This is a genomic window from Psychrobacter sp. Pi2-51, from assembly GCF_904846665.1.
Taxonomy (GTDB): domain Bacteria; phylum Pseudomonadota; class Gammaproteobacteria; order Pseudomonadales; family Moraxellaceae; genus Psychrobacter; species Psychrobacter glaciei.
This window is the reverse complement of record NZ_CAJHBP010000007.1, coordinates 50,501-70,863: the sequence shown is the minus strand read 5'-3', so window position 1 is coordinate 70,863 and position 20,363 is coordinate 50,501. Positions and strand designations below refer to the sequence as shown.

18 protein-coding genes are annotated in these 20,363 nt (G+C 44.3%); 11 read left to right on the top strand and 7 right to left on the bottom strand.

The genetic code is table 11. The annotated features are described in order from the left end of the window. Positions 1 to 42: 42 nt before the first annotated feature. The 6 genes from JMY08_RS05500 (at position 43) to JMY08_RS05475 (ending at position 7,177) form a co-directional block, all read left to right on the top strand. Positions 43 to 765, top strand: coding sequence for a response regulator transcription factor (locus JMY08_RS05500; protein WP_010201627.1), 723 nt, complete (start codon positions 43 to 45; stop codon positions 763 to 765). Positions 766 to 876: 111 nt separating this feature from the next. Continuing rightward, positions 877 to 3,084 (top strand): sensor histidine kinase, encoded by a 2,208-nt coding sequence (locus JMY08_RS05495; RefSeq protein ID WP_201592031.1) that lies wholly within the window; start codon positions 877 to 879, stop codon positions 3,082 to 3,084. A gap of 281 nt (positions 3,085 to 3,365) precedes the next feature. Beyond that, positions 3,366 to 4,136, top strand: a complete 771-nt coding sequence (locus JMY08_RS05490; protein WP_189585601.1) for a methionine ABC transporter ATP-binding protein — start codon at positions 3,366 to 3,368, stop codon at positions 4,134 to 4,136. A 49-nt stretch (positions 4,137 to 4,185) separates the two neighbouring features. Continuing rightward, on the top strand, positions 4,186 to 4,842 hold the full coding sequence (locus JMY08_RS05485; protein ID WP_373299678.1) for a methionine ABC transporter permease: 657 nt from the start codon (positions 4,186 to 4,188) through the stop codon (positions 4,840 to 4,842). Between the two features lie 169 nt (positions 4,843 to 5,011). Then, on the top strand, positions 5,012 to 5,971 hold the full coding sequence (locus JMY08_RS05480; RefSeq protein WP_201592028.1) for a MetQ/NlpA family ABC transporter substrate-binding protein: 960 nt from the start codon (positions 5,012 to 5,014) through the stop codon (positions 5,969 to 5,971). Between the two features lie 357 nt (positions 5,972 to 6,328). Further along, a complete protein-coding gene (locus tag JMY08_RS05475; RefSeq protein ID WP_201592025.1) occupies positions 6,329 to 7,177 on the top strand; it encodes an aldo/keto reductase in 849 nt (282 codons plus the stop codon). Positions 7,178 to 7,277: 100 nt separating this feature from the next. Here JMY08_RS05475 and ccmE read toward each other — a convergent pair whose 3' ends face one another. From ccmE to ccmA, 5 genes are all read right to left on the bottom strand, one after another. Further along, on the bottom strand, positions 7,278 to 7,778 hold the full coding sequence (gene ccmE / locus JMY08_RS05470; protein ID WP_189585613.1) for a cytochrome c maturation protein CcmE: 501 nt from the start codon (positions 7,776 to 7,778) through the stop codon (positions 7,278 to 7,280). A gap of 242 nt (positions 7,779 to 8,020) precedes the next feature. After that, complete coding sequence (gene ccmD / locus JMY08_RS05465) at positions 8,021 to 8,242, bottom strand: heme exporter protein CcmD (protein WP_189585616.1); 222 nt, start codon at positions 8,240 to 8,242, stop codon at positions 8,021 to 8,023. A 44-nt stretch (positions 8,243 to 8,286) separates the two neighbouring features. Continuing rightward, positions 8,287 to 9,075 (bottom strand): heme ABC transporter permease CcmC, encoded by a 789-nt coding sequence (gene ccmC, locus JMY08_RS05460; protein ID WP_201592022.1) that lies wholly within the window; start codon positions 9,073 to 9,075, stop codon positions 8,287 to 8,289. 218 nt (positions 9,076 to 9,293) lie between these two features. After that, positions 9,294 to 10,031 carry a heme exporter protein CcmB gene (locus JMY08_RS05455; protein WP_010201640.1) on the bottom strand — a complete coding sequence of 246 codons (738 nt, stop codon included), beginning with the start codon at positions 10,029 to 10,031 and terminating at the stop codon, positions 9,294 to 9,296. Positions 10,032 to 10,087: 56 nt separating this feature from the next. Then, on the bottom strand, positions 10,088 to 10,717 hold the full coding sequence (gene ccmA / locus JMY08_RS05450; protein ID WP_201592008.1) for a heme ABC exporter ATP-binding protein CcmA: 630 nt from the start codon (positions 10,715 to 10,717) through the stop codon (positions 10,088 to 10,090). 133 nt (positions 10,718 to 10,850) lie between these two features. Here ccmA and JMY08_RS05445 point away from each other — a divergent pair, with 133 nt between their 5' ends. The 3 genes from JMY08_RS05445 (at position 10,851) to JMY08_RS05435 (ending at position 13,822) form a co-directional block, all read left to right on the top strand. Further along, entirely contained in the window at positions 10,851 to 11,888 is a 1,038-nt protein-coding gene (locus JMY08_RS05445) for a hypothetical protein (RefSeq protein ID WP_227679600.1), read from the top strand. Between the two features lie 64 nt (positions 11,889 to 11,952). Beyond that, complete coding sequence (locus JMY08_RS05440; protein WP_201592002.1) at positions 11,953 to 12,786, top strand: YbjN domain-containing protein; 834 nt, start codon at positions 11,953 to 11,955, stop codon at positions 12,784 to 12,786. 118 nt (positions 12,787 to 12,904) lie between these two features. Next, on the top strand, positions 12,905 to 13,822 hold the full coding sequence (locus tag JMY08_RS05435; RefSeq protein WP_201591999.1) for a histone deacetylase: 918 nt from the start codon (positions 12,905 to 12,907) through the stop codon (positions 13,820 to 13,822). 48 nt (positions 13,823 to 13,870) lie between these two features. On the opposite strand, the gene JMY08_RS05430 is transcribed toward JMY08_RS05435, so the two are convergent. Beyond that, on the bottom strand, positions 13,871 to 14,653 hold the full coding sequence (locus JMY08_RS05430) for a sulfite exporter TauE/SafE family protein (protein ID WP_201591996.1): 783 nt from the start codon (positions 14,651 to 14,653) through the stop codon (positions 13,871 to 13,873). Between the two features lie 39 nt (positions 14,654 to 14,692). Beyond that, the gene (coaBC, locus tag JMY08_RS05425) at positions 14,693 to 16,111 is read right to left on the bottom strand and encodes a bifunctional phosphopantothenoylcysteine decarboxylase/phosphopantothenate--cysteine ligase CoaBC (protein WP_201591982.1); all 1,419 of its coding nucleotides are present in this window, start codon (positions 16,109 to 16,111) and stop codon (positions 14,693 to 14,695) included. Positions 16,112 to 16,239: 128 nt separating this feature from the next. Between coaBC and radC the strand changes: the two genes are divergently transcribed. Together radC and JMY08_RS05415 are read left to right on the top strand one after the other, a co-directional pair. Next, complete coding sequence (gene radC, locus JMY08_RS05420) at positions 16,240 to 16,923, top strand: RadC family protein (protein WP_201591979.1); 684 nt, start codon at positions 16,240 to 16,242, stop codon at positions 16,921 to 16,923. Between the two features lie 539 nt (positions 16,924 to 17,462). Beyond that, positions 17,463 to 20,360: an acyl-CoA dehydrogenase gene (locus tag JMY08_RS05415; protein ID WP_201591976.1), complete on the top strand. Its 2,898-nt coding sequence runs from the start codon at positions 17,463 to 17,465 to the stop codon at positions 20,358 to 20,360. Positions 20,361 to 20,363: the final 3 nt, after the last annotated feature.

Genomic DNA, 20,363 nt, shown 5'->3' with positions numbered 1-20,363 from the left:
GCGATTTCTTGACAAACCATAACAACAACTAGAGGACAAACTATGAGTAAGCAGATTTTGTTAATTGAAGATGATCCAGATTTAGCAGAACTAATCAGCGACTATCTGACCATGAATTACTATGATGTGCATCATGCAGGACTTGGTCAAGAAGGTCTAGAGTTGCTAGACACCAAAGAGCGCGGTATTGACTTGGTGGTCCTTGATTTGATGCTACCTGATATGGATGGCATGCAGGTTTGCCAAAAGATACGCGGTAACAAAAACAATATGACCAATAAAGTGCCGATCATCATGCTAACGGCAAAAGGCGATACTACCGATCGCGTATTGGGTCTTGAGATGGGCGCTGATGACTATATCTCTAAACCATTTGAGCCACGTGAACTATTGGCACGGATACGAGCGGTCATTCGTCGTCACGAGCAGCCAAATCAAGCAGACAGTCAATCGGACAGTTTGACCTTTGGCCGTCTCAGTGTGTTCCCTGATAGCCACGAAGTAACGATCGATGAGCTGCCTGTGCGTTTGACGACGCATCAGTTTCAATTGCTGCACTACTTTGCCACCCATTCTGGTAAGGTACTGAATCGTGAGCAATTGTGGCAAGCCATGCCAAATGATGACAGTTCAGACAATATTGATCGCGCTATCGATGTTCATATCTCACGCTTACGTGCCTTGATCGAAGACAATCCACGCCAACCAAAGCGTATTATTACTGTACGCGGTGTCGGTTATCAGTTTGCTACCGATCAGGTTTAATCTTAAATGGCTCGATATACAATTAATCGAGCCTGTCACCATAGTTTGGATTAAATCAGACGAATGGCGTGATATGAATTGATACGAGCATCTGACAATAGAGATGGTTTAATGCAGCAACTGGGTTTTCGCTCCGTATTTGCCAAGTTATTTGCCAGCGTGATGCTGGCACTTACTTTATTTGCAGTCGCCATGGTGCTATTGACACAGCTGGTGCATGACAAAGATGCGGGTATCCGCTCAGAAGTATTGGCCACGCAGATTTTGGGTCAAATTGATCCTTTTTTGCATGAGCTGAATATCTCCATTAGTAAGGACAACCGTTTACAGTCACGCTTTATGCTGGCTGTAGTCAAAAAAAGCTTTGATATCTTTGATGAATCCTTACAAGCAAAGATGGGGTTATACGACAACGAAGGTCGTTTGCTTATGCAGACTGACAATAGCGACTTGCCGTTAGTGCTACCGCCCACTCCCTCTTTATTTTCACAAGTTTTTCCATCCCTTTCAGACACCTCCCCTACCAAGCAGGCTCAAGTGTATAGCAGCACTGGTTATACATTGCTGTACGAATCACGCTTGCCGCCAAAAAAACCCGTGCTCTCCGCTGCCTTAAATTTATTTACTGGTACTCTATTGCTGCTATTAATTATGGCAGGCGTTCTATGGTTGATTGCTCGCACCATGACGTGGCGTATCAATCAGATGAGCCAGCAAATGACCCAATTGGGTGATGGTGATTTCACGGTAAGAGTCAATGCACGTGGTAATGATGAAATTGCTTCGTTAGCACGCGGCTTTAACCAAGCGGCACAAAAAATTGAGCACCTTATTAATGCCAACAATCTGCTATTGGCGCACGCCTCTCACGAGCTCCGTACGCCGATTACCCGTATCCGCCTACAAATCGAGATGATGGATATGCTGGCAAATGCGATGCCAACAGATACCAAAGCAAAATTTGATAAACGTGCGCAAGCGATCAACCGAGATTTGTCAGGGCTTAATGATTTGGTTGAAAGTATATTATTGGTGAGTCGCTTAGATGCTGGTCATGTCATGCAGCAAGTCGAGCATTTGGATTTGTATGACTTAGTGAATCAAGAACGTCAGCATTATCCTGAAGCCACTTTGATAGGTGAGCATATCGTCATTGATGGTCAGGCACCGATGCTGACCCATCTCATTCGCAACCTCTTAACCAATGCCATGCTACATGGTAAGCCACCGGTTACCGTCTTGATCTATGGCATTCAGACTGTTGATGAAGCCGATACCATTCCAGATTATTTGCTGCAAACAGTGGTTTGTAGTAGCTTTGCTGATTATAACAGTTCAGATTTTGACCATTATGATGAATCACAAGCCTCTGATAACTTAGCGCAGCAAACATCGGCACAACTTGACGACGTTTCTAATGGGTCTCCTACAACCAATACTGACAAAGACAAAGCAGAAAAAATAGCAGCGCTAATCACACTACCAGCACCACCGATTTATCGAAATGGTGAGAGCATTGTGCTTGATAATAACGATGCTGATGATGACGGTTCAAATGTGGATGTAACTGACGTCATCACTGACAACACTAAAATAACTGACATGACTGGGCTAGAAACTGGCACCTCAGCAACAGACGCTAGCAATTGTGCCGATGCTGAAGAAAATGCTACTGGAAATACTATAATCAGTGACAATACGCTCAACGTTAATTCAGAATCGTCCCTAATCGCTAACTACCAGAGTTTTACCACGGAATTGACTGAGAAAATTAAAAAAGTCATGTGGAAAGCCGTTCCTGACAGTAAAAAATCTGTAGAAATCTGTAGCCATAACGAAGCAATTATTAGTAGTAAAGCGATCAGTAAATCCACTGATGCGCTATTAAATGATAATATCCAATCTCGGAAAACCAGTAAATTAACGACCGATGAAACTGTTAGCAAAGATGATATTAAAGGCAATGCTCAAAGCGAGAGCGAGACGCCGACCACAGCGCGTAAAGAAAATTTATTCACTAAACACATGAAAAAAGCCAAAGCCGAACCAATACGCCCGCTACCAAAATACGTTGTGCTGGCGGTCATTGATGAAGGCGAAGGTATTCCTGAAGACAAACGCGAAGAAGTCTTTAGTCCATTCGTGCGCTTGCAACAAAAAAACAAAGGCTCAGGTTTGGGCTTATCCTTGGTTTCGCAAATCGTCACTGCTCATCAAGGGCGTATCGTGACTGATACTATCAATGGTCACACCAGATTTTTGGTCGTTATACCCGTAAAGCAAGATCCACATTATAACTATCACGACAATAACCACTAGCACGATAATCATCACTAGCAACTGGCAGAACCTCCTCTACTCTGCTGGTCATGACCTCCTTCTCATACAACAACTTAAATTTTCCAGATAGCTTATAACTAATAACCATTAGTCATAAGCCGTTCACGGATGTGCATATCCAAAACATTACATAATATGCTATATTACCGCCCCTTATTGCATTGTTAATGGTAGCGACCATCCACTTTGACGCTGTCATTAGTAAGTTGCAGCCTAATTATTCTATAACCATCATAAACCTATTAAATTTTGAGCCCTCCATGAGTGACATGATTGTCTTAAACGATGTGACCAAAAGTTTTTTAAGCGACCGATCAATCAAAGATAAAGACGGTAAGCCGCATTGGTTTACCGCTGTCGAACCGACTTCATTGTCTGTTCAGCAAGGTGAAATTTTTGGTCTGATGGGCTACTCAGGCGCAGGGAAATCTACCCTTTTGCGTTTGATTAACTTACTTGAACGTCCAGATTCTGGTCAAGTAGTGATAGATGGTACTGATTTGACCACCTTGTCTGCTAGCGATTTGCGTATCGCTCGTCACAACATTGGTATGATTTTTCAGCAATTTAATCTGATGTCCAATCGCACGGTGTTTGATAACGTGGCATTTAATTTGACCGTTGCTGGTTATCCAAGCCGTGATATTCATAAACGGGTTATGGATTGTCTTGAGATTGTTGACTTGATCGATCGTGCTGGCCACTACCCTGCGCAGCTGTCAGGTGGACAAAAGCAGCGTGTGGGTATTGCCCGCGCAATTGCACCCAGTCCAAAAGTACTGTTAGCCGATGAGCCGACCAGTGCGCTTGATCCTGCGACGACGCGCAGTCTACTGACCTGTCTACGCGATATCAACGAACAACTTGGCGTCACCATTGTCATTGTGACTCATGAGATGAGCGTCATTCGTAGGCTCTGTCATCGTGCAGCATTACTACACCAAGGACAATTACTTGAAGTGGCAGATATTCGCGATGGTCTTATTCAGGCCACTACTCCGATTGGCAAAGGCTTAGTGCACGAAGACTAATGAGGCAGGAGAAACACATATGTTAACTGGTACTGAATTATCTGCTTCAATCGATAAACTGTTGGTGCTGCGCAAAGAAATTATAAGTGCCTTTATCGATACCTTTGTTATGCTTGGTATTTCTACAACAGTCGCCATTGTCATTGGCGGACTGTTTGGCATATTCTTATTTTTATCCAGTGATCGACAGTTTTTGCAAAACAAAACCCTCTACGGGGTACTTGGCGGCATCACCAACTTTATGCGCGCTTTCCCGTTTGTGATTTTGATGATTGCCATGAGCCCATTTACTAAAGCCATCGTCGGCACAGGTATTGGACCCATCGCCGCATCGCTAGTACTCGCGATTGCAGGTTCGTTCTACTTTGCCCGTTTGGTGGAGCAAAACCTACGTGAAGTACCACGCGGTATTATTGAAGCAACCGAGTCTATGGGTGCACGACCTTTTACTATCATAAAAGTTTTACTAAACGAAGCGCGCTCAGGATTGGTGCTATCAGTGACCATCCTCTGTATCAGTCTACTATCTTATTCAGCGGCGGCTGGTATGATCGGTGGTGGCGGTTTGGGTGATTTGGCCATTCGTTATGGCTATTATCGCTATCAAACTGAAGTGATGATTTTTATCGTGATTGTATTATCGATCATGGTTATCTCAATCCAAGCCTCTGGCAATTGGCTCGCCAATCGTTTAGATAAACGTTAAACCGCTTTAGAGAATACTTGACATCACGAGCGACTAGGTTTATTTTTGGCCATACTCAACCCTTATCTCAGCGCCTATACCAAAAAGCAGCATTACTATTTATAATGTTGCTTTTTTAATTTTCAGACGATAAACGTTTTACTCAATCCCATTCATTAAAGGACATATTATGAAATTAACAGATATCAGCCGTCAGTTAGCGACCGCATTTGCTGCTGTTGGTGTATCAGGCTTGGTCTTGGTCGGTTGCAGCAATTCATCAGCACCAGAAGCGACCAAAGAGCCAGTTACCGAAGGGTCAACTGCAGAAACTGCCGCTAGCGATATCGATCCTGATCATACCAAAATCATTATCGGTACCACTGAAGGCGACTTTGCTGATATGGTTCGCAATCAAGTGAAAAACACGCTTGAAACACAAGGTTATGAAGTTGAGCTGATTGCCTTTACCGACTATGTGCGCCCGAACCTTGCACTGGCTGAAGGTGATTTGGATATCAATATTTTCCAGCATAAACCTTACCTTGATACCTTCAAAAAAGAAAACAACCTTGACCTAGTTGAAGTGTTCCAAGTACCAACAGCACCACTTGGTATCTATTCAGGTAAAAAAGCCAATCTTGATGCTGCATTTAAAGGCATGAGTGTTTCTGCACCAAACGATCCAAGTAACTTTGCTCGTGCTTTGGTCATGATGAATGATCTTGGCTGGATTAAGCTAAAAGACGACATCGATCCATTGACTGCGTCAAAAGCTGATATCGCTGATAACAGCAAATACGACATCGAAATCATTGAACTAGAAGCTGCCCAACTACCACGCGCGCGTGATGAAGTTGACTTTGCAGTTATCAACGGTAACTATGCTACTGACGCTGGTATCAAACTGACTGAAGCCTTGTTCCAAGAGCCTAGCTTTGCTTACGTCAACTGGTCAGCGATTAAATCAGCGGATACTGGTAAAAAATGGGTTGAAGACGTAACCAATGCTTATAATTCTGAAGCCTTTAAAAAGTATGCTCATGATACTTTCCCTGGTTATAAGTACCCAAAAATCTGGGGCGCTGATCACGGTGCAAACACGGATACCGCGACAGAATCTGCACCAGTAGAAGCTGCTGCTCAATAATTTTTAGGTCAAAAAATACCTGAACATATAGGTATCATGCTAATGACGAACGCCCATTGCTGAATAGTAATGGGCGTTTTTTATGGCCTCGATTTTGTGATTATTACTCTTTTAAACCTGTCTCTAGTGGTTACCAGTTACTAAAAATGACGTTACAGCCTGTTTGCCCTTTGTAGGAAAGCGTCACCTACTCTATCGTACTGTCCTCATTTTCCTTATAGTAAGTGCAGTTGAATCGGTTCTGGCTTTCTATATGATCAGTATTCGAAGTGGAATCTAAGCCAATGAACCGAATGCTAATGAACTGAATAAAGTCATCAACTAATAATATGAAAACTTGCACATAAGGATAATAATATGAGTTCAAAAAATTATAATATTCGTACTGCTGGACAAGCAAACATTCCAGTATTAGGTCTTGGCACTTGGCAGTCGACTGGTCAAGATTGTATTGATGTCGTCAGCCAAGGTCTTAAGATGGGCTATGAGCATATCGATACCGCCCAAGCTTATGGTAATGAGAAAGAAGTTGGCGAAGGTATTAAGCAATCAGGTATCGCTCGTGATAAATTCTTTTTGACGACAAAGATTTTCCCTGATGAAATGAAGTTTGAGCCAGAAAAATTGGTCGCAGCCGCTAAACGCTCTTTAGAAGATTTAGATACCGACTATGTGGATTTACTACTATTGCATTGGCCCGACGATCGCGTACCATTATCTGAAACCATTCCAGCGTTATGTGAATTACAGAAACAAGGGTTGACGCGTCATATCGGTGTCTCCAACTTTAATATTGGTAATATTATTGAAGCCAAGAAATATGCGGATGTACCAATCGTGGTCAACCAAGTTGAGTTTCATCCCTTTATTAAGCAAAATACCTTACAGACTTTTTTAAACAATCACCATATTTTATTGGAAGCTTATTCGCCACTTGCACGCGGTGATGTGTTCGATAATGAGGTTATTAAAGAAATCGCTGATAAGCATAACGTCACGCCAGCACAAATATCATTGGCTTGGATTCTATCAGACAAGCACCGTGTTGCCATTCCGAAGACGTCTAACCCTGACCATTTGCAAGGTAACTTGGATGCAATGAAGGTGCAGTTGAGTGCAGATGAGTTAGAGAAGATTGGCAAACTTGCCAGTAGCGATGGTCGTAAAATTGAGCATCCTGACTACAGCCCTGTATGGGATGATTAAGGTCTAGATAATGAAGATCCATTAGTACCAGAATTCGTGTAAAAAAAGAGCCGCTAATACATTATTAGCGGCTCTTTTTACTGTTGAATTGACTAGAAAATTACTGCTGTAAAGTGTCCGTCTCATGTACCTTTTCAGCAGGATTGTATTGCTCAGAAGAAGGCACTGCACCGCTACGGTTGTTTTCTTTCATTGATTTGGCCACTTCTGGCGGCATATATTTTTCATCATGCTTAGCCAATACTTCCCCTGCCACAAAGGTATCGCCTTGCATTTTGCCCGTGGCGACGACGCCTGAGTTTTCAGCGAATAAATCTGGCAAAATACCTTGATAGGTCACAGGTACGGTCGATTGAAAATCAGTAATGGCAAATTCAACATTCAATGGATTGTCTTCTGCGCGTCGGACACTACCCGCGACTACCATGCCGCCCGCTCGAATACGCTTATCTTGGGGTGCTTCACCTTGCGCAATGGCTGTGGCATCGAAATAATAGTCGGTTTGTTGTCCAATGGCATAAATCACCAATACGACGGCGATTGCCGCCCCTGCCAACGTAAACATAACCCACATCAGTTTTTTGCGACGAACTGCGTTCATACCACTACCTCATTGATGAGTCGCTGTTTTGTATGCTATAGACAGCCTATAAAACAGAAAATATTAAAGAAACTACCATTAGAAAAACGTTCTAAAAATGTCTTTCTAATCGTACTCTTCTAATGGCTATATGGTAGCATTTTTCGTATAAATCAATAAGCCCTTAGCAACTGACGAGGTCATATCTTTACAATTAAGAGATCATAATTTTTTGAGCTAAGGCCATGATATTAAAATAATTTTTACATCGGTTGCTTGGTTTCAGGATTAGGAGTTTTAGCCGTACGTTGAGCTTGTCGAGCCTGCTGAATGGTCAGCTGCTTGATAAGGGCCTGTCGCTGCCTGCGACTATAAATGATAAAAGCCAGCATCACGCCAACGGTAATGGCCCAGCATGACCAAACAAAAACACCATGCTTACCCATGGCGAGAAACTCAGATACGCTATAAAAGTAAGGCTGCATAATATTTTCCTAGCCGTTATTTGTTTTGGCGACAGTCATTGCAGTCATTTGGCTTGTCCGCGAATATATTCTTTGACCCACGCTTTGCCTTGATCACGATACAAGATCAGCGTGTTGGTACGATAAATCGCTAACGTCGCGACCAATAAATAACTACCAATAATCATCAGTAATAATGGCATCCACATATCCGCTGACATTTTTGGTGCAGCAGTTAAGGTAAAGGTCGAGCCTTGATGTAAGGTATTCCACCACTGTACCGAATACTTAATAATAGGCAGGTTTACTGCGCCAACAATAGACAAAATAGCGGCGGCTTTACCACGATTGGCCGTATGCTCAAACGCTGCAAATAACGCCATCACGCCCGCATACAAAAACGCCAAAATGAGCATAGAGGTCAAACGTGCATCCCAAACCCAGTAAGTACCCCAAGTGGGTTTTGCCCAAATAGAGCCCGTGATTAAGCTAACCACACAGAGCAAAAATCCTAGCGGAGCAAGCGCCTGCGCCACCAGACTAGCGGTCTTGATTTTCCAGACTAAATAAATAACCCCGAGCACTGCTAAGGCAAAATAAATAGAAATGGCAATGCTAGCAGAAGGCACGTGAATAAAAATAATGCGGTAGCTATTACCTTGCAGGTAATCAGGTGGCGCAAAAGCGAGACCCCAGACACTACCGATCAATAGGCAAATACTAGCTAATATTGCCAACCACTTGACCCAAGGCGAAAAAATACGAAAAAACTGCTTGGTACCCACAGTGGTCAAAAAGCCCTGCCAGATGCGCTGCCACAGGCTAGGAGATGAGACGTTATTCAGGTTGGGCATGGGAATAAACCTATTGGCACAGCGTATTGGTTGTAACCGATATAGCGCATCATGGGCGCGACTATCTGTCAACCTGCCGGCGTTAAACACTGGATAGAATCTACAAGTGATTGTTTGCTTAGTTAGCTGGCTATTATAGCAAAGTTGCCAGTTTTCAACATGCTGTTAATACATTGGGTTTAAACGACTGGGTTTTGATAGTACAGAAAATCTACTGTTTAATTGAGCCATGACATTTTTAAGGTCATCGCAATCACCCATGGCATGATTAATACTGAAATAATACTGCCTGCCAATAATAATGCCAGTATCGGTAAGCCATTAAGACCAGTAGCAAATAAATCAACTGCTCCAGTGGCAAAAATCAATACCGGTAACTGCATCGGCAAAGCAATCAAAGGCACCAGCACCGCGCCATTTTTCAATGACAGCGTCAAACTACTGGCAACTGCTGATAACATCAATAACATCGGACTGCCTGTCACAATAGAAGCCATCAATATCCACGCCTCAAACCAGCTAAGCTGAAACAATGGCACGGCAAGCAAACTCAGCGCTGCCACAATACCACTACTAAAGATCCAATGGATAACCAAACGAATCAACACCCATAACGGCAGCGACGCTTTGGCAACGACCAATTGTGCCAGCGTACCATTATCAAGAGCAGGCTTAAACAAGCCATCGACACCCATCACCAATGACAACAGAGCGGCAATCCACACCGCCGACACGCCAAGGCGCTGCAATAGCGCAGGCTCACTACCAACCGCTAGTGGGAATAAGGTAATAATCACTAAGAACAGCACCAAAGGGTACAACCACTGTACCGCTCCTTGCTGCTTCACGTGCCACTCGCGTCGCCATAACTGCACAAAGCTGATACCGCGCGCAGCCGATGCGCTAACGTTTGAGCTTTTATTCGCTACTTGTACTGGATTGTCTGTTTCTATCATTTATTCGCTCTTCCACGGATGCTTGGCACATTTATACTGATGACACGCCCTAGCATTCAAACCATATAATCGGACAAATCGAGCACTTGGTTGGCTACGCCGACTGCCTGATGACTGGTCATTAATATAGCACCGCCAGCATTGGCAAATTCGCGTAATCTGTCTTCAATCCGCGCCACCATATCGACATCAAGAGCAGTAAAAGGCTCATCAAGTAGCCATAACGGTGTCACCTCAGAGGTCAATAAGTAAAGCCGTGCAAGGGTGATACGGCGGGTTTGTCCAGCAGATAAATGGCTTGAGCTAATCGTCTCAAAGCCTTGCAGTCCGACCCAAGAAAGGGCGTCATCAATATCAGCAACACTTGGGCTAATACCGTATAAATTCAGCAAAAAGGTCAGATTTTGCGCGACCGTCAAATTTGGATGTATGCCCAACTGATGCGACACATATAAAGGCTGAACCGGTAAACTTGCCAATCCTTGATAGTAAACTTGACCTTCCAACACTGGTAATAATCCAGCCAGCTGCATCAGTAGCGTCGTTTTGCCTGTACCATTAGCACCAATCAAGTGACAAATACTGCCCGCCGGTAAATCGAGCGCAACGCCTTCACATAGAGGGATTTCACCGCGCTGAACGGTCAGCTCATCAAGCGTAAGTAAGGCGGTATTCAGAGCTGTCATTCAAACCTCTTATTATTTCTCAAGCAGCAGTCAATATTCATCACCAACAAATATCATGTTCGTGGCATAATACTTTATGCTTACCCCAACCACACAGTATAACAAATTGTCGATAACTATGACCTCAAAACCTATGCAGACTTCAAAAGATAGCCAAAATTTAGATACGCCAGCGCTAACAATAGACAGCTTAGTCGACGCGCAAGTTGCGTTTATACAGCAATGGTTGCGGCAACAAGCAGAACCGCTAAGCATAGAGGCTTGGCAGTGGTTTGCTGCCCAGCCATTGAATAAATATGTCAGCGCCGATGATTTGCAACATCTGATCAACGATTGGCTACTTAACCAGCCGATGACGGATGTGATACGTAAAGATATTCGCGATATCTTGCATACGATTATTTATCATCCCGTCAATGACAATGTGCCGTTGTCTGAGCTGGTGGATGACACTCAAGTGCAGACCCTAGCCGATTATGTGGGTAGCCATGAGCAGCAGCGTAATATCTTGATTCATACGCTGGTTGGCAACGAGACTTTTGCAGATTTGCTGACACAAACGCTCTATCACGCGATCAACGACTTTATGGAAACCACGCTGGATAAAGCAGGCGCTGCTGGCAAACTGATGAAGTTTGGGCGCAGCTCTTTTGAAAAGGCGACCAATAGAAATCTTGATGAAAAACTACAGACGTATTTGCATCGTAATATTAAAGACTTAGCACGTCGTGCAGAAGCCAATGCTCAAGAGCACTTATCAAATGACGAAGTCGCTCGGTTACTAGTAAGCGGTTGGGCAAGAATCAAAGATCAGCCGATTAGCCAACTGCAAAATTATTTAAGTGATGAGCCTGGTAATAGTAGTATCGAGCATATCGAAGCCAGCATCCAACAGAGCTATAACCGCCTGCGCATGTCGCCTTATCTGCACAGCCTCGTGTCAGCCAGCATCGATACGTGGTATGCCAACCATCAAGGCGATAGCATGGCAACGGTAGCCGCGAGTTTATATATAGATGAGCAAGCCATGACGCAATTGAGTACCGCTCTATTGCCTATGATACATGATGCCATTGAAAGCGAGTGGTTTACAGCGCATATACGTGAGATGTTGCAAGCATTTTATGCACAGCCCTCTATCAAAGAGGGTTTGATGTTTAACAATAAGTAACTGACTGTTTTTTACTTAGTGGTCAGTTTTTAATATCATCCATTTACTTGTCAGCACAATACTTATGAGTCAACGTAACAAACTCAGCTTGTGGCAAAAACTCAAACGGTTACTGACTGCCTCAGCACCGCAGTCTGTTGTCGATGGCGCAAACTTGTCGACGCAGTCATCAGCGGCTGACGATGAAATTGATCTTGATCTGATGCAGGCCGGAATCTCTAGCGCCAACACTCGTAATAGCGATGAGGCAAATACGGCTGACTCTACTGGCAGTTTTTTCGGTCAGCGTGATAATAATGACAGCGAGCGTTCTCAAGCTGAGGCAAAATTAAAAGCATCACAACACGAGCCTAATGACACTTCCATTGTCGACTGCCTAAAACAGTACTTTAATGATAAGCAATGGCACTATACTCACTATCGACCCCAAACCAGTGGCGATAAAAGCAGTGACAACCAAACAACGCATCATTTGTCGCTGAGAATGCGTCATAAACAACTGAACTGCGGCTATCTATTTCGGGTGCAAGAAAAAACCAAGCTACTGGCAGTCTATGGCATTTTGCCATTTTTAATACCAGAAAGTCATCAAAGTGCCGCGATGCTACTGATTACTCAGATCAATTATGACATGCTGATTGGTAACCTAGAAATGGATATCAACGATGGCGAGATACGCTATAAACACGCTGTCGATGTCGAAACTGTTGGTATTAATGACGAAATTATCGAGCATTTACTACAAAGTGTCATTGCAATGACCACTGTGGCAAATGAGCTGTTTAGTGATTTGCTCAATAACCAAGATCCTGCTGAAGACATGCAGACTTTATTAATAGAGCTGCGTCAACAATCAGATTCTAAAACCTTCTTTTTGCCAACGCAGTTTGTTCAGTAATCAGCTGATCACAATAGATATTTTCGGTTTTTACAATTTCTCACCAATACCTTACTTTCAAAGCGCTTAAACCTATCTATCCTTAAAACCCCTCTCAACAAAGACATCCTTTAACGCTATGCTCAAAATTGCTTACTCTGATATTTTTCGATATGCCGTGCCTGAAAAGCACCGTTTTCCCATGCAAAAATACACCATGGTTCCTGAGCGGCTATTGGCTGAAGGCACTATCAGTACGGTTAATTTTTTTGCGCCTGCGCGATTAAGCGAAGAGGAGATTTTGACCACTCATACTACGGACTATTGGTATAAGCTTAAAACCCAAACCTTACCGCGCAAGGAAGCACGCCCTATCGGCTTTGAGATGACCGAAGCTTTAGTCAATCGTGGTCGTCATATTGCCCATGCGACTTACGAATGTGCGCTTTATGCTCAGCAATATGGCGTGGCGATGAATGTTGCCGGCGGTACGCACCATGCATTTGCCGATCATGGCGAGGGCTTTTGCGTGTTTAATGATGTTTGTATCGCGAGTAATTTATTATTAAATCGTGGACAGGCGCAAAAGATTTTGGTGGTCGATTTGGATGTGCATCAAGGCAACGGCAATGCCCGTATCATGACGAATGAGCCACGGGTTTTTGTGTTTAGCATGCATGGCGCAAAGAACTATCCATTTCGCAAAGAAATATCTGACCTAGATATTGAACTTGCCAACGATACTGGTGATGCTGAGTATTTACAGATATTAGAAGACACACTACCGCGCTTAATGAGCGACGTTGCACCAGATATGATCTTTTATCAGTCTGCTGTCGATGTACTGGCGACCGATAAGTTGGGAAAACTTGGGCTGACGATAGAAGGTTGTAAGGCGCGTGATGAATATGTGTTACGCCAAGCAAAAGCCGCTAAAATTCCTATCGCTATCGTGATGGGTGGCGGCTATTCAGAAGATATTGAAGATGTGGTTGAAGCGCACTGCAATACGTTTCGTTTGGCGCAGCAAATATTTTTTGATGAAATAACAGAATAACACGCGCATAAAATAGCATCTAAACAGCCAGCTACTTCACGAGCCATTTTATAAAAACGCTACAATCCCCTGCCAGCCGACACGCAGCCCAAGCACCGTGAGAATCAATAAAATAAGCTGACGAAAGCGTGCTTGTGGTAAATAACGACGTAAGCGGATACCAACTAAAAGGGCGGCAATAGATAAAACACTGAGCAAAGTAATCAGCTGCCATTCACCACTGCTGAGCGCCATAATAGGCTCACGTAATACAATGATTTGGGCAATTTTACCTAAGAAATAGCACATGTTGCCGACTTTGGCGATGGTGTTCTTATCATCGCTGGCAGACAGTAGATACATCATCAATATGGTCGACATAGCATTGGTCGAGCCGCCAATCACACCTGCACTAAAGCCCACGATGATTAACACAGGCTTGGTGGCAGGTAGCCGGAGTTGCTTACCAAGCAAGCTGCTTATGACGTAAAAACCAATAACCGCTGCCAATAGCAATAAAATATAGGCGCTATCGACCCATAGCAAGAGCTTCGCGCCTAGAATACTACCAAGTAAGCTGGTCAACGCCAGTAACCAATAGCGCCTGCCGTAATAGATGAAATTTTGCCAGATTGTGCGCCCGCCACCCGCGAGCCAAGTCATGGCATTAAGCAATAACGAGGGGAAGATAACTAGCACAATGGCATGTGGTAACGGGTAGATGCTAGCAAGCGCAGTGGTCGTCACCAACGTCACACCCAGCCCACTAATACCATGTAGCAACGATGCCAGCGCAAAGATTACTATCAGTAACAACGTCTGGGTGCTATCACTATCCATTATATTAGCCATAAATATTAAGACCTAATATTTGGATTAAGAGTGACATAACTAGGCACTGTGACCATTGTGGCGTTGCCATATTGTCTCACCAATGATGCCAGCCAACTGCTCGGCAATCTTATCCTTGCTCGCCTTCTCCAACGTCACTGCCGCTTGCTTATAACGCTCTGAGAAAAATACCTGCATGGCATTGTTGTCACTGGCGAAACCAATGTCTGCTCGTGAAACATCATTGCAAGCGATCAAATCTAAATCTTTAGCCACCAGCTTACCGCGAGCATAGCGCTCGATATCTTGCGTTTCTGCCGCAAAACCAACGATAAACAATGCTGGATGCGCAAGCGAAATCGTCGCTAAGATATCAGGGTTTTTGACCAAGCTCAGCGTCATCGCATCTTGGGTCTTTTTGATTTTTTGCGGGGCAGCTTCTTCAGTACGATAGTCGGCGACAGCCGCAGTGGCAATAAAGATATCCGCCATTACATTTTGATTCTCGCTATGAGAATAATGCTCATCATCAATCTCATGGCTGTGATTATGACTGTGGCTATGATCATCGCCGCAATCACACTCGCCATGATGTTCATGTTGATGCGCATGTTCATGGCTGTGATCGTGAGAATGGTCGTGCTCATCTTCAGGCACATACTGTAGCGCACTGTGCGTACCATCCACGCACTGCTGAGCTGCTATCAGCATCTCTTTAGCCGACAACACATCAATGCGCGTGACATTCAGCGGTGTCGGCAGTGCCACTTTGCCACCCGCAATCAAAATAACGTCTGCACCAGCAGCCACGCACGCACGTGCTAATGCAAAGCCCATCTTGCCAGTAGAGTGATTAGACAAATAGCGTACCGGATCAATCGCTTCGACAGTTGGTCCAGCAGTAATCACTACTCTTTTACCTGTCAATAATTGCGGTGTGGTTTGCATCGCGTTAAATAATAATACTTCTGCCAATAGCTGCTCAGGTTCAGGCAATCGCCCTGCTCCCACATCACCGCAGGCTTGCTCACCGCTAGCAGGTTGAATGATTTGATAATTCATATCGCGTAGGGTCTGAACGTTCAGATTCACCGCTGGATGCGCCCACATTTGCTGGTTCATCGCTGGAGCAATAATAACGGGCGCCGTCGTCGCTAAGCACACAGTCGCCAACAAATCATCAGCCATGCCCATCGCGAGGCGCGCCAGTGTATTGGCAGAGGTTGGCGCAATGACGATCAAGTCCGCCCACTTAGCAAGCTCGATATGACCCATCCCCGCCTCTGCCTGCTCATCAAGTAAGGACGTATGCACCTCATTACCAGTCAATGCCTGTAGGGTCAATGGCGTAATAAAAGCCTGCGCACCTGTGGTCATAATGACACGCACATCAAAGCCTGCCTTGATTAGCAGACGGGCAAATATAGCAGATTTATAAGCGGCGATACCGCCGGTGATAGCAAGGATAACATTCGACATAAGCGTGGCATCAGTAAAAAAATTGAAAGATAAAATTGCGCTTATAGTAACAATTATGAGATAAGTTGGGTAACGTTTTCCGCATTTATATCATATATCTAGCATCCAACCCTCATTAAGGAGTGACAATGGCGATTAAAGACTGGCATGAAGATGATAGACCACGAGAAAAACTGCTAAAATTTGGCGCCGCTCACTTAACAGATGCTGAGATATTGGCGATATTTTTACGCACTGGCACGCAGTCACAGTCGGCAATTGAGCTGGCACGTCATCTGATCGATCAGTTTGGCAGTCTTGCCGAACTCTTAGCAGCGCCGCCACAGACTGTGCTTGCTTGTCATGGTATCGGCCCTGCCAAGTACGCACAAATATTGGCGTCGCTTGAGATGGGTACGCGTTATTTAGACAGTAAGCTAAAGACAGGTCAAGCACTGGGACGCTCACAAGTCGTCAAGGACTATATCAGCACTCAATTGCGCGGTGAGCACCGTGAAGTCTTTGCCGTCCTTTGCTTAGACAATGCGCTAAACCTGCTAAACTTTGAAATACTGTTTACTGGCGGTATTTCGTCGTGCTCGGTCTGTATCAAACACGTACTCCGTCATGCGTTGAGCCATGCTGCCAGTCAACTCATCGTCGCGCACAACCATCCGCATACCGATGCGACCCCTTCAACGGCAGACAATCTATTGACCTACGAGCTAAAGAAAGCCTGCGATTTAATAGACTTGTCCTTAATTGACCACATCATCGTTGGACGCAATCAGACATTATCTTATGCCGAAAGCTGCTTAGCGCCTTTCGGTTAGTCGAAAAATATTCGAGTAAAGATTTATACACCATACTTGAAGCGAGTTAACGCCATAATACTTTGACAATGAAAACGCCGTTATCTTGAATCAATTATAACGCTGGTTTATTGGCGATATATCTAGAATATGATACATATCCTCGACACAGAATAGCACTTTCGCTATTGATAGTTATCGATAACTATTTCATATTAGTAGCTAACTTTCGCTCAGTTATTTATATTTTGATTTATTAGTTTTTGTAGAGCATCAAATGTATATTTCTAATGGTCAGCAATCCTAGTTTTATCGCATTTTTTTGACTCAAGAACGATTCTTTGAGTCAGAATGACGTTGTGATAGACGTTTATAAGTTTGTTCACCAATAGATTTTTAATATGATTGCTATAAAAATAATGACATTGTTTATTTTAAAAGGTTTTAGATTCAAAGTTAATTGATTTAAAACCCATTATTTTAAATAAGATGCTTTCTTAATATAATCTTTTTCTGAGCTTTACCTCATTTTCCAGTTAGGTTTTACCAAGGAGACAGTCATGGCAGTTGGCTTATTTATTTTGGCAGTAATCATACAGTTAGCCACAGTTTTGGCCATCTTTTTGCTGTCTCTATCGCGCGTCACTGGTAGTATCGTCGCCATTATTACCGTGGTCGTGACCGCCATCATCAGTCCATGGTCACTTATTTTAGGCATACCGATATTGCTATTGTGTTTGGTGCTGCTTGTCGCGCCTATCCGTCAGTCATTGATTACCAAGCCTGTCTATAAAATACTCGCTGGCGCAATGCCAAGCATGAGTGATACTGAGCGTGAAGCTCTCGATGCGGGTACGAGCTGGTGGGAAAAAGAGCTATTCATGGGTTCGCCGAACTGGGACACTTTTGCCAATTACCCGTATCCAAAACTGTCAGAAGAAGAACAAAGCTTTATAGACAATGAAGTAGAAGTGCTGTGCGCCATGCTTGATGAATGGAAAATTCAGCACGAAGATAAAGACCTGTCGCCTGAGGCATGGCAATTTATTAAAGCCAATGGCTTCTTAGGTCTGATTATTCCTAAAGAGTTTGGTGGTCTTGAGTTTAGCTCGTATGCCCAAAGTAGGGTAATGAGTAAAATTGCCTCGCGCTCACCGACCGCAGCCGTGACCTGTATGGTGCCAAACTCACTCGGCCCTGGTGAGCTGCTCATGCATTATGGGACGGACGCGCAAAAGCAACGCTGGCTACCCGGTTTAGCAAAAGGCGAAGAAGTGCCATGCTTTGGTCTAACTGGTCCTGAGGCCGGTTCGGATGCTGGCGCTATTCCTGATACAGGTGTGGTGTGTTACGGGACTCACGAAGGCGAGCAAATGCTTGGTCTGCGTATGAACTTTTCTAAGCGCTGGATTACCCTTGCCCCTATCGCTACTGTGGTTGGGTTAGCATTTAAAATGCACGATCCCGAAGGTCTACTTGGTGATCCTAACAAAACCGATTACGGCATTACGTGTGCGTTGGTTCCTGCTAGCCACGAAGGGGTCATCACAGGGCCGCGTCATAACCCAATCGGCTCACCATTTATGAATGGTACAGTCGATGGCACAGACGTCTTTATCCCGCTAGATTATATCATCGGTGGTGTTGAAAATGCTGGGCGCGGTTGGCGCATGCTGATGGAATGTCTGGGTGTGGGTCGCGGTATCTCTCTACCAGCCTTATCTACTTCAGCAAGTGAGATGACTTATCTGTCGGTTGGTGCGTTTGCCAAAGTTCGTGAGCAGTTCAAGATATCAGTAGGTAAATTTGAAGGTGTACAAGACGCCACTAGCCGTATGGCAAGTAATACTTATATGTTAGAAGCGTTCCGTCATTTGGTCACTTGCGGACTCAACCAAGGTGGTACGCCATCGGTTATGACGGCAATGGCAAAATACTATGCGACAGAAACTATGCGCAGTGTAGTCAACGATGGTATGGATGTCGTCGGTGGACGCGCTGTACAAATGGGGCCACGTAACTTTTTGGCGACGCCATACCAAGCGATTCCCGTTTCTATCACTGTTGAAGGTGCCAACATCTTAACGCGTTCTTTGATGATCTTTGGTCAAGGGGCGATGCGTTGTCATCCGTATTTATTTGACGAATTACAACTCTTGCAAAGTGAAGACAAAGAATCTGTGACCAAAGAGTTCGATACGTTATTCTTTAAACATTTGGGTTATACCTTTAACCGCGGGGCAAAAGCCTTTATCGCTGGTTATATTGGTGGCAGTAGCGATGCGCCAAGCTTTGCCGATGACTTTACCCGCCCTTATTACAAGCATATCAACCGTCTAAGTGCTAGCTTTGCCTTGACAGCTGACATGGCCTTAGGATTGTTAGCTGGTGACTTGAAGCGCAAAGAGATGCTCTCTGGTCGTTTGGCAGATATTCATGGTCACTTGTTCATTGCGACCGCGATTTTGCAGTTTTATGAGCACGGCAGCAAATCAGAAGCCGAGCGCTTACATGCCGAGGTCGCGCTACAAAACAGCCTCTATACCATTCAAGAAGCCTTTGTTTCTTTCTTTGCCAACTTCCCAAATCGTATGGCGGCGGGTGTCGTCAGCTTTGTGACTTTCCCGAGTGGTCGCATCTTTACTCCAGCGAGCGATGAGCTAAAAACCAAACTGGGTGATGTGTTTATGGATGACCATGAAGCCAACCCATTCCGTGATTATCTCAAGACCATGGTCTATTATAATACCTTGCCTGATGATGTCAGCGGTCGCATGGAGCATGCGTATCAAACCTTACTTGACATTGAACCCTTGTGGCAGAAATTCAAAAAAGCAGAGCATAAAGACAGCTTTGAAGGCTTAACCTTCGAAGATCATGTGGTCTATGCCAGCCAAAATGGTGATATCACTGAAGAAGAAGCTGAAAAACTGATTCAATATAATGGGCTACGGTTTGATTCATTATTAACAGATGTGTTCGATGGACATCTATTGAAAGCGCAAAAGCGTGAAAACCCACATACCCTAGAGAACGCCGTGCACAAGCTGACTGATTATGCGCAGTTAAAAAATGAGGCTCAAGCAAAAAATGGCACAGAGCCTAGTAACACGATGGTAGCCACAGATCCTCAAGATCAAACGGGTGATGCCAACCCTGATCATGGCTATGAGAGCGATGGCGATGTAAAAATGGTGGATGAGCAAAGTACCGTCGAAGAGGTACGCGGGCAAACGCATTTTGAGGCATCTGATCCAGAAGCAGAAGCACTTGACCCTCGTTATCGTGATGCCGAATCAACCCTTAACCAGCGTATGAGCTATAATCATGGTCTGAATAAAGCAGACTCTGAAGTATCTAACGCTTCAGAGTCTACTTCAACCAATACTCAACCTGAGGTAGTCAAGGATAGCAAATGGCAAGATGGCCTCCGTCGTGATGAAAGCGACAAGGTCTAAAGG

What these genes read in the sequence shown, in the direction of transcription:
- JMY08_RS05500 (WP_010201627.1), top strand. Translation starts at nt 43, where the DNA reads ATGAGTAAGCAGATTTTGTTAATTGAAGATGATCCAGATTTAGCAGAA.
- JMY08_RS05495 (WP_201592031.1), top strand. Translation starts at nt 877, where the DNA reads ATGCAGCAACTGGGTTTTCGCTCCGTATTTGCCAAGTTATTTGCCAGC.
- JMY08_RS05490 (WP_189585601.1), top strand. Translation starts at nt 3,366, where the DNA reads ATGAGTGACATGATTGTCTTAAACGATGTGACCAAAAGTTTTTTAAGC.
- JMY08_RS05480 (WP_201592028.1), top strand. Translation starts at nt 5,012, where the DNA reads ATGAAATTAACAGATATCAGCCGTCAGTTAGCGACCGCATTTGCTGCT.
- JMY08_RS05475 (WP_201592025.1), top strand. Translation starts at nt 6,329, where the DNA reads ATGAGTTCAAAAAATTATAATATTCGTACTGCTGGACAAGCAAACATT.
- ccmE (WP_189585613.1), bottom strand. Translation starts at nt 7,778, where the DNA reads ATGAACGCAGTTCGTCGCAAAAAACTGATGTGGGTTATGTTTACGTTG.
- ccmD (WP_189585616.1), bottom strand. Translation starts at nt 8,242, where the DNA reads ATGCAGCCTTACTTTTATAGCGTATCTGAGTTTCTCGCCATGGGTAAG.
- ccmC (WP_201592022.1), bottom strand. Translation starts at nt 9,075, where the DNA reads ATGCCCAACCTGAATAACGTCTCATCTCCTAGCCTGTGGCAGCGCATC.
- JMY08_RS05455 (WP_010201640.1), bottom strand. Translation starts at nt 10,031, where the DNA reads ATGATAGAAACAGACAATCCAGTACAAGTAGCGAATAAAAGCTCAAAC.
- ccmA (WP_201592008.1), bottom strand. Translation starts at nt 10,717, where the DNA reads ATGACAGCTCTGAATACCGCCTTACTTACGCTTGATGAGCTGACCGTT.
- JMY08_RS05445 (WP_227679600.1), top strand. Translation starts at nt 10,851, where the DNA reads ATGCAGACTTCAAAAGATAGCCAAAATTTAGATACGCCAGCGCTAACA.
- JMY08_RS05440 (WP_201592002.1), top strand. Translation starts at nt 11,953, where the DNA reads ATGAGTCAACGTAACAAACTCAGCTTGTGGCAAAAACTCAAACGGTTA.
- JMY08_RS05435 (WP_201591999.1), top strand. Translation starts at nt 12,905, where the DNA reads ATGCTCAAAATTGCTTACTCTGATATTTTTCGATATGCCGTGCCTGAA.
- JMY08_RS05430 (WP_201591996.1), bottom strand. Translation starts at nt 14,653, where the DNA reads ATGGCTAATATAATGGATAGTGATAGCACCCAGACGTTGTTACTGATA.
- coaBC (WP_201591982.1), bottom strand. Translation starts at nt 16,111, where the DNA reads ATGTCGAATGTTATCCTTGCTATCACCGGCGGTATCGCCGCTTATAAA.
- radC (WP_201591979.1), top strand. Translation starts at nt 16,240, where the DNA reads ATGGCGATTAAAGACTGGCATGAAGATGATAGACCACGAGAAAAACTG.
- JMY08_RS05415 (WP_201591976.1), top strand. Translation starts at nt 17,463, where the DNA reads ATGGCAGTTGGCTTATTTATTTTGGCAGTAATCATACAGTTAGCCACA.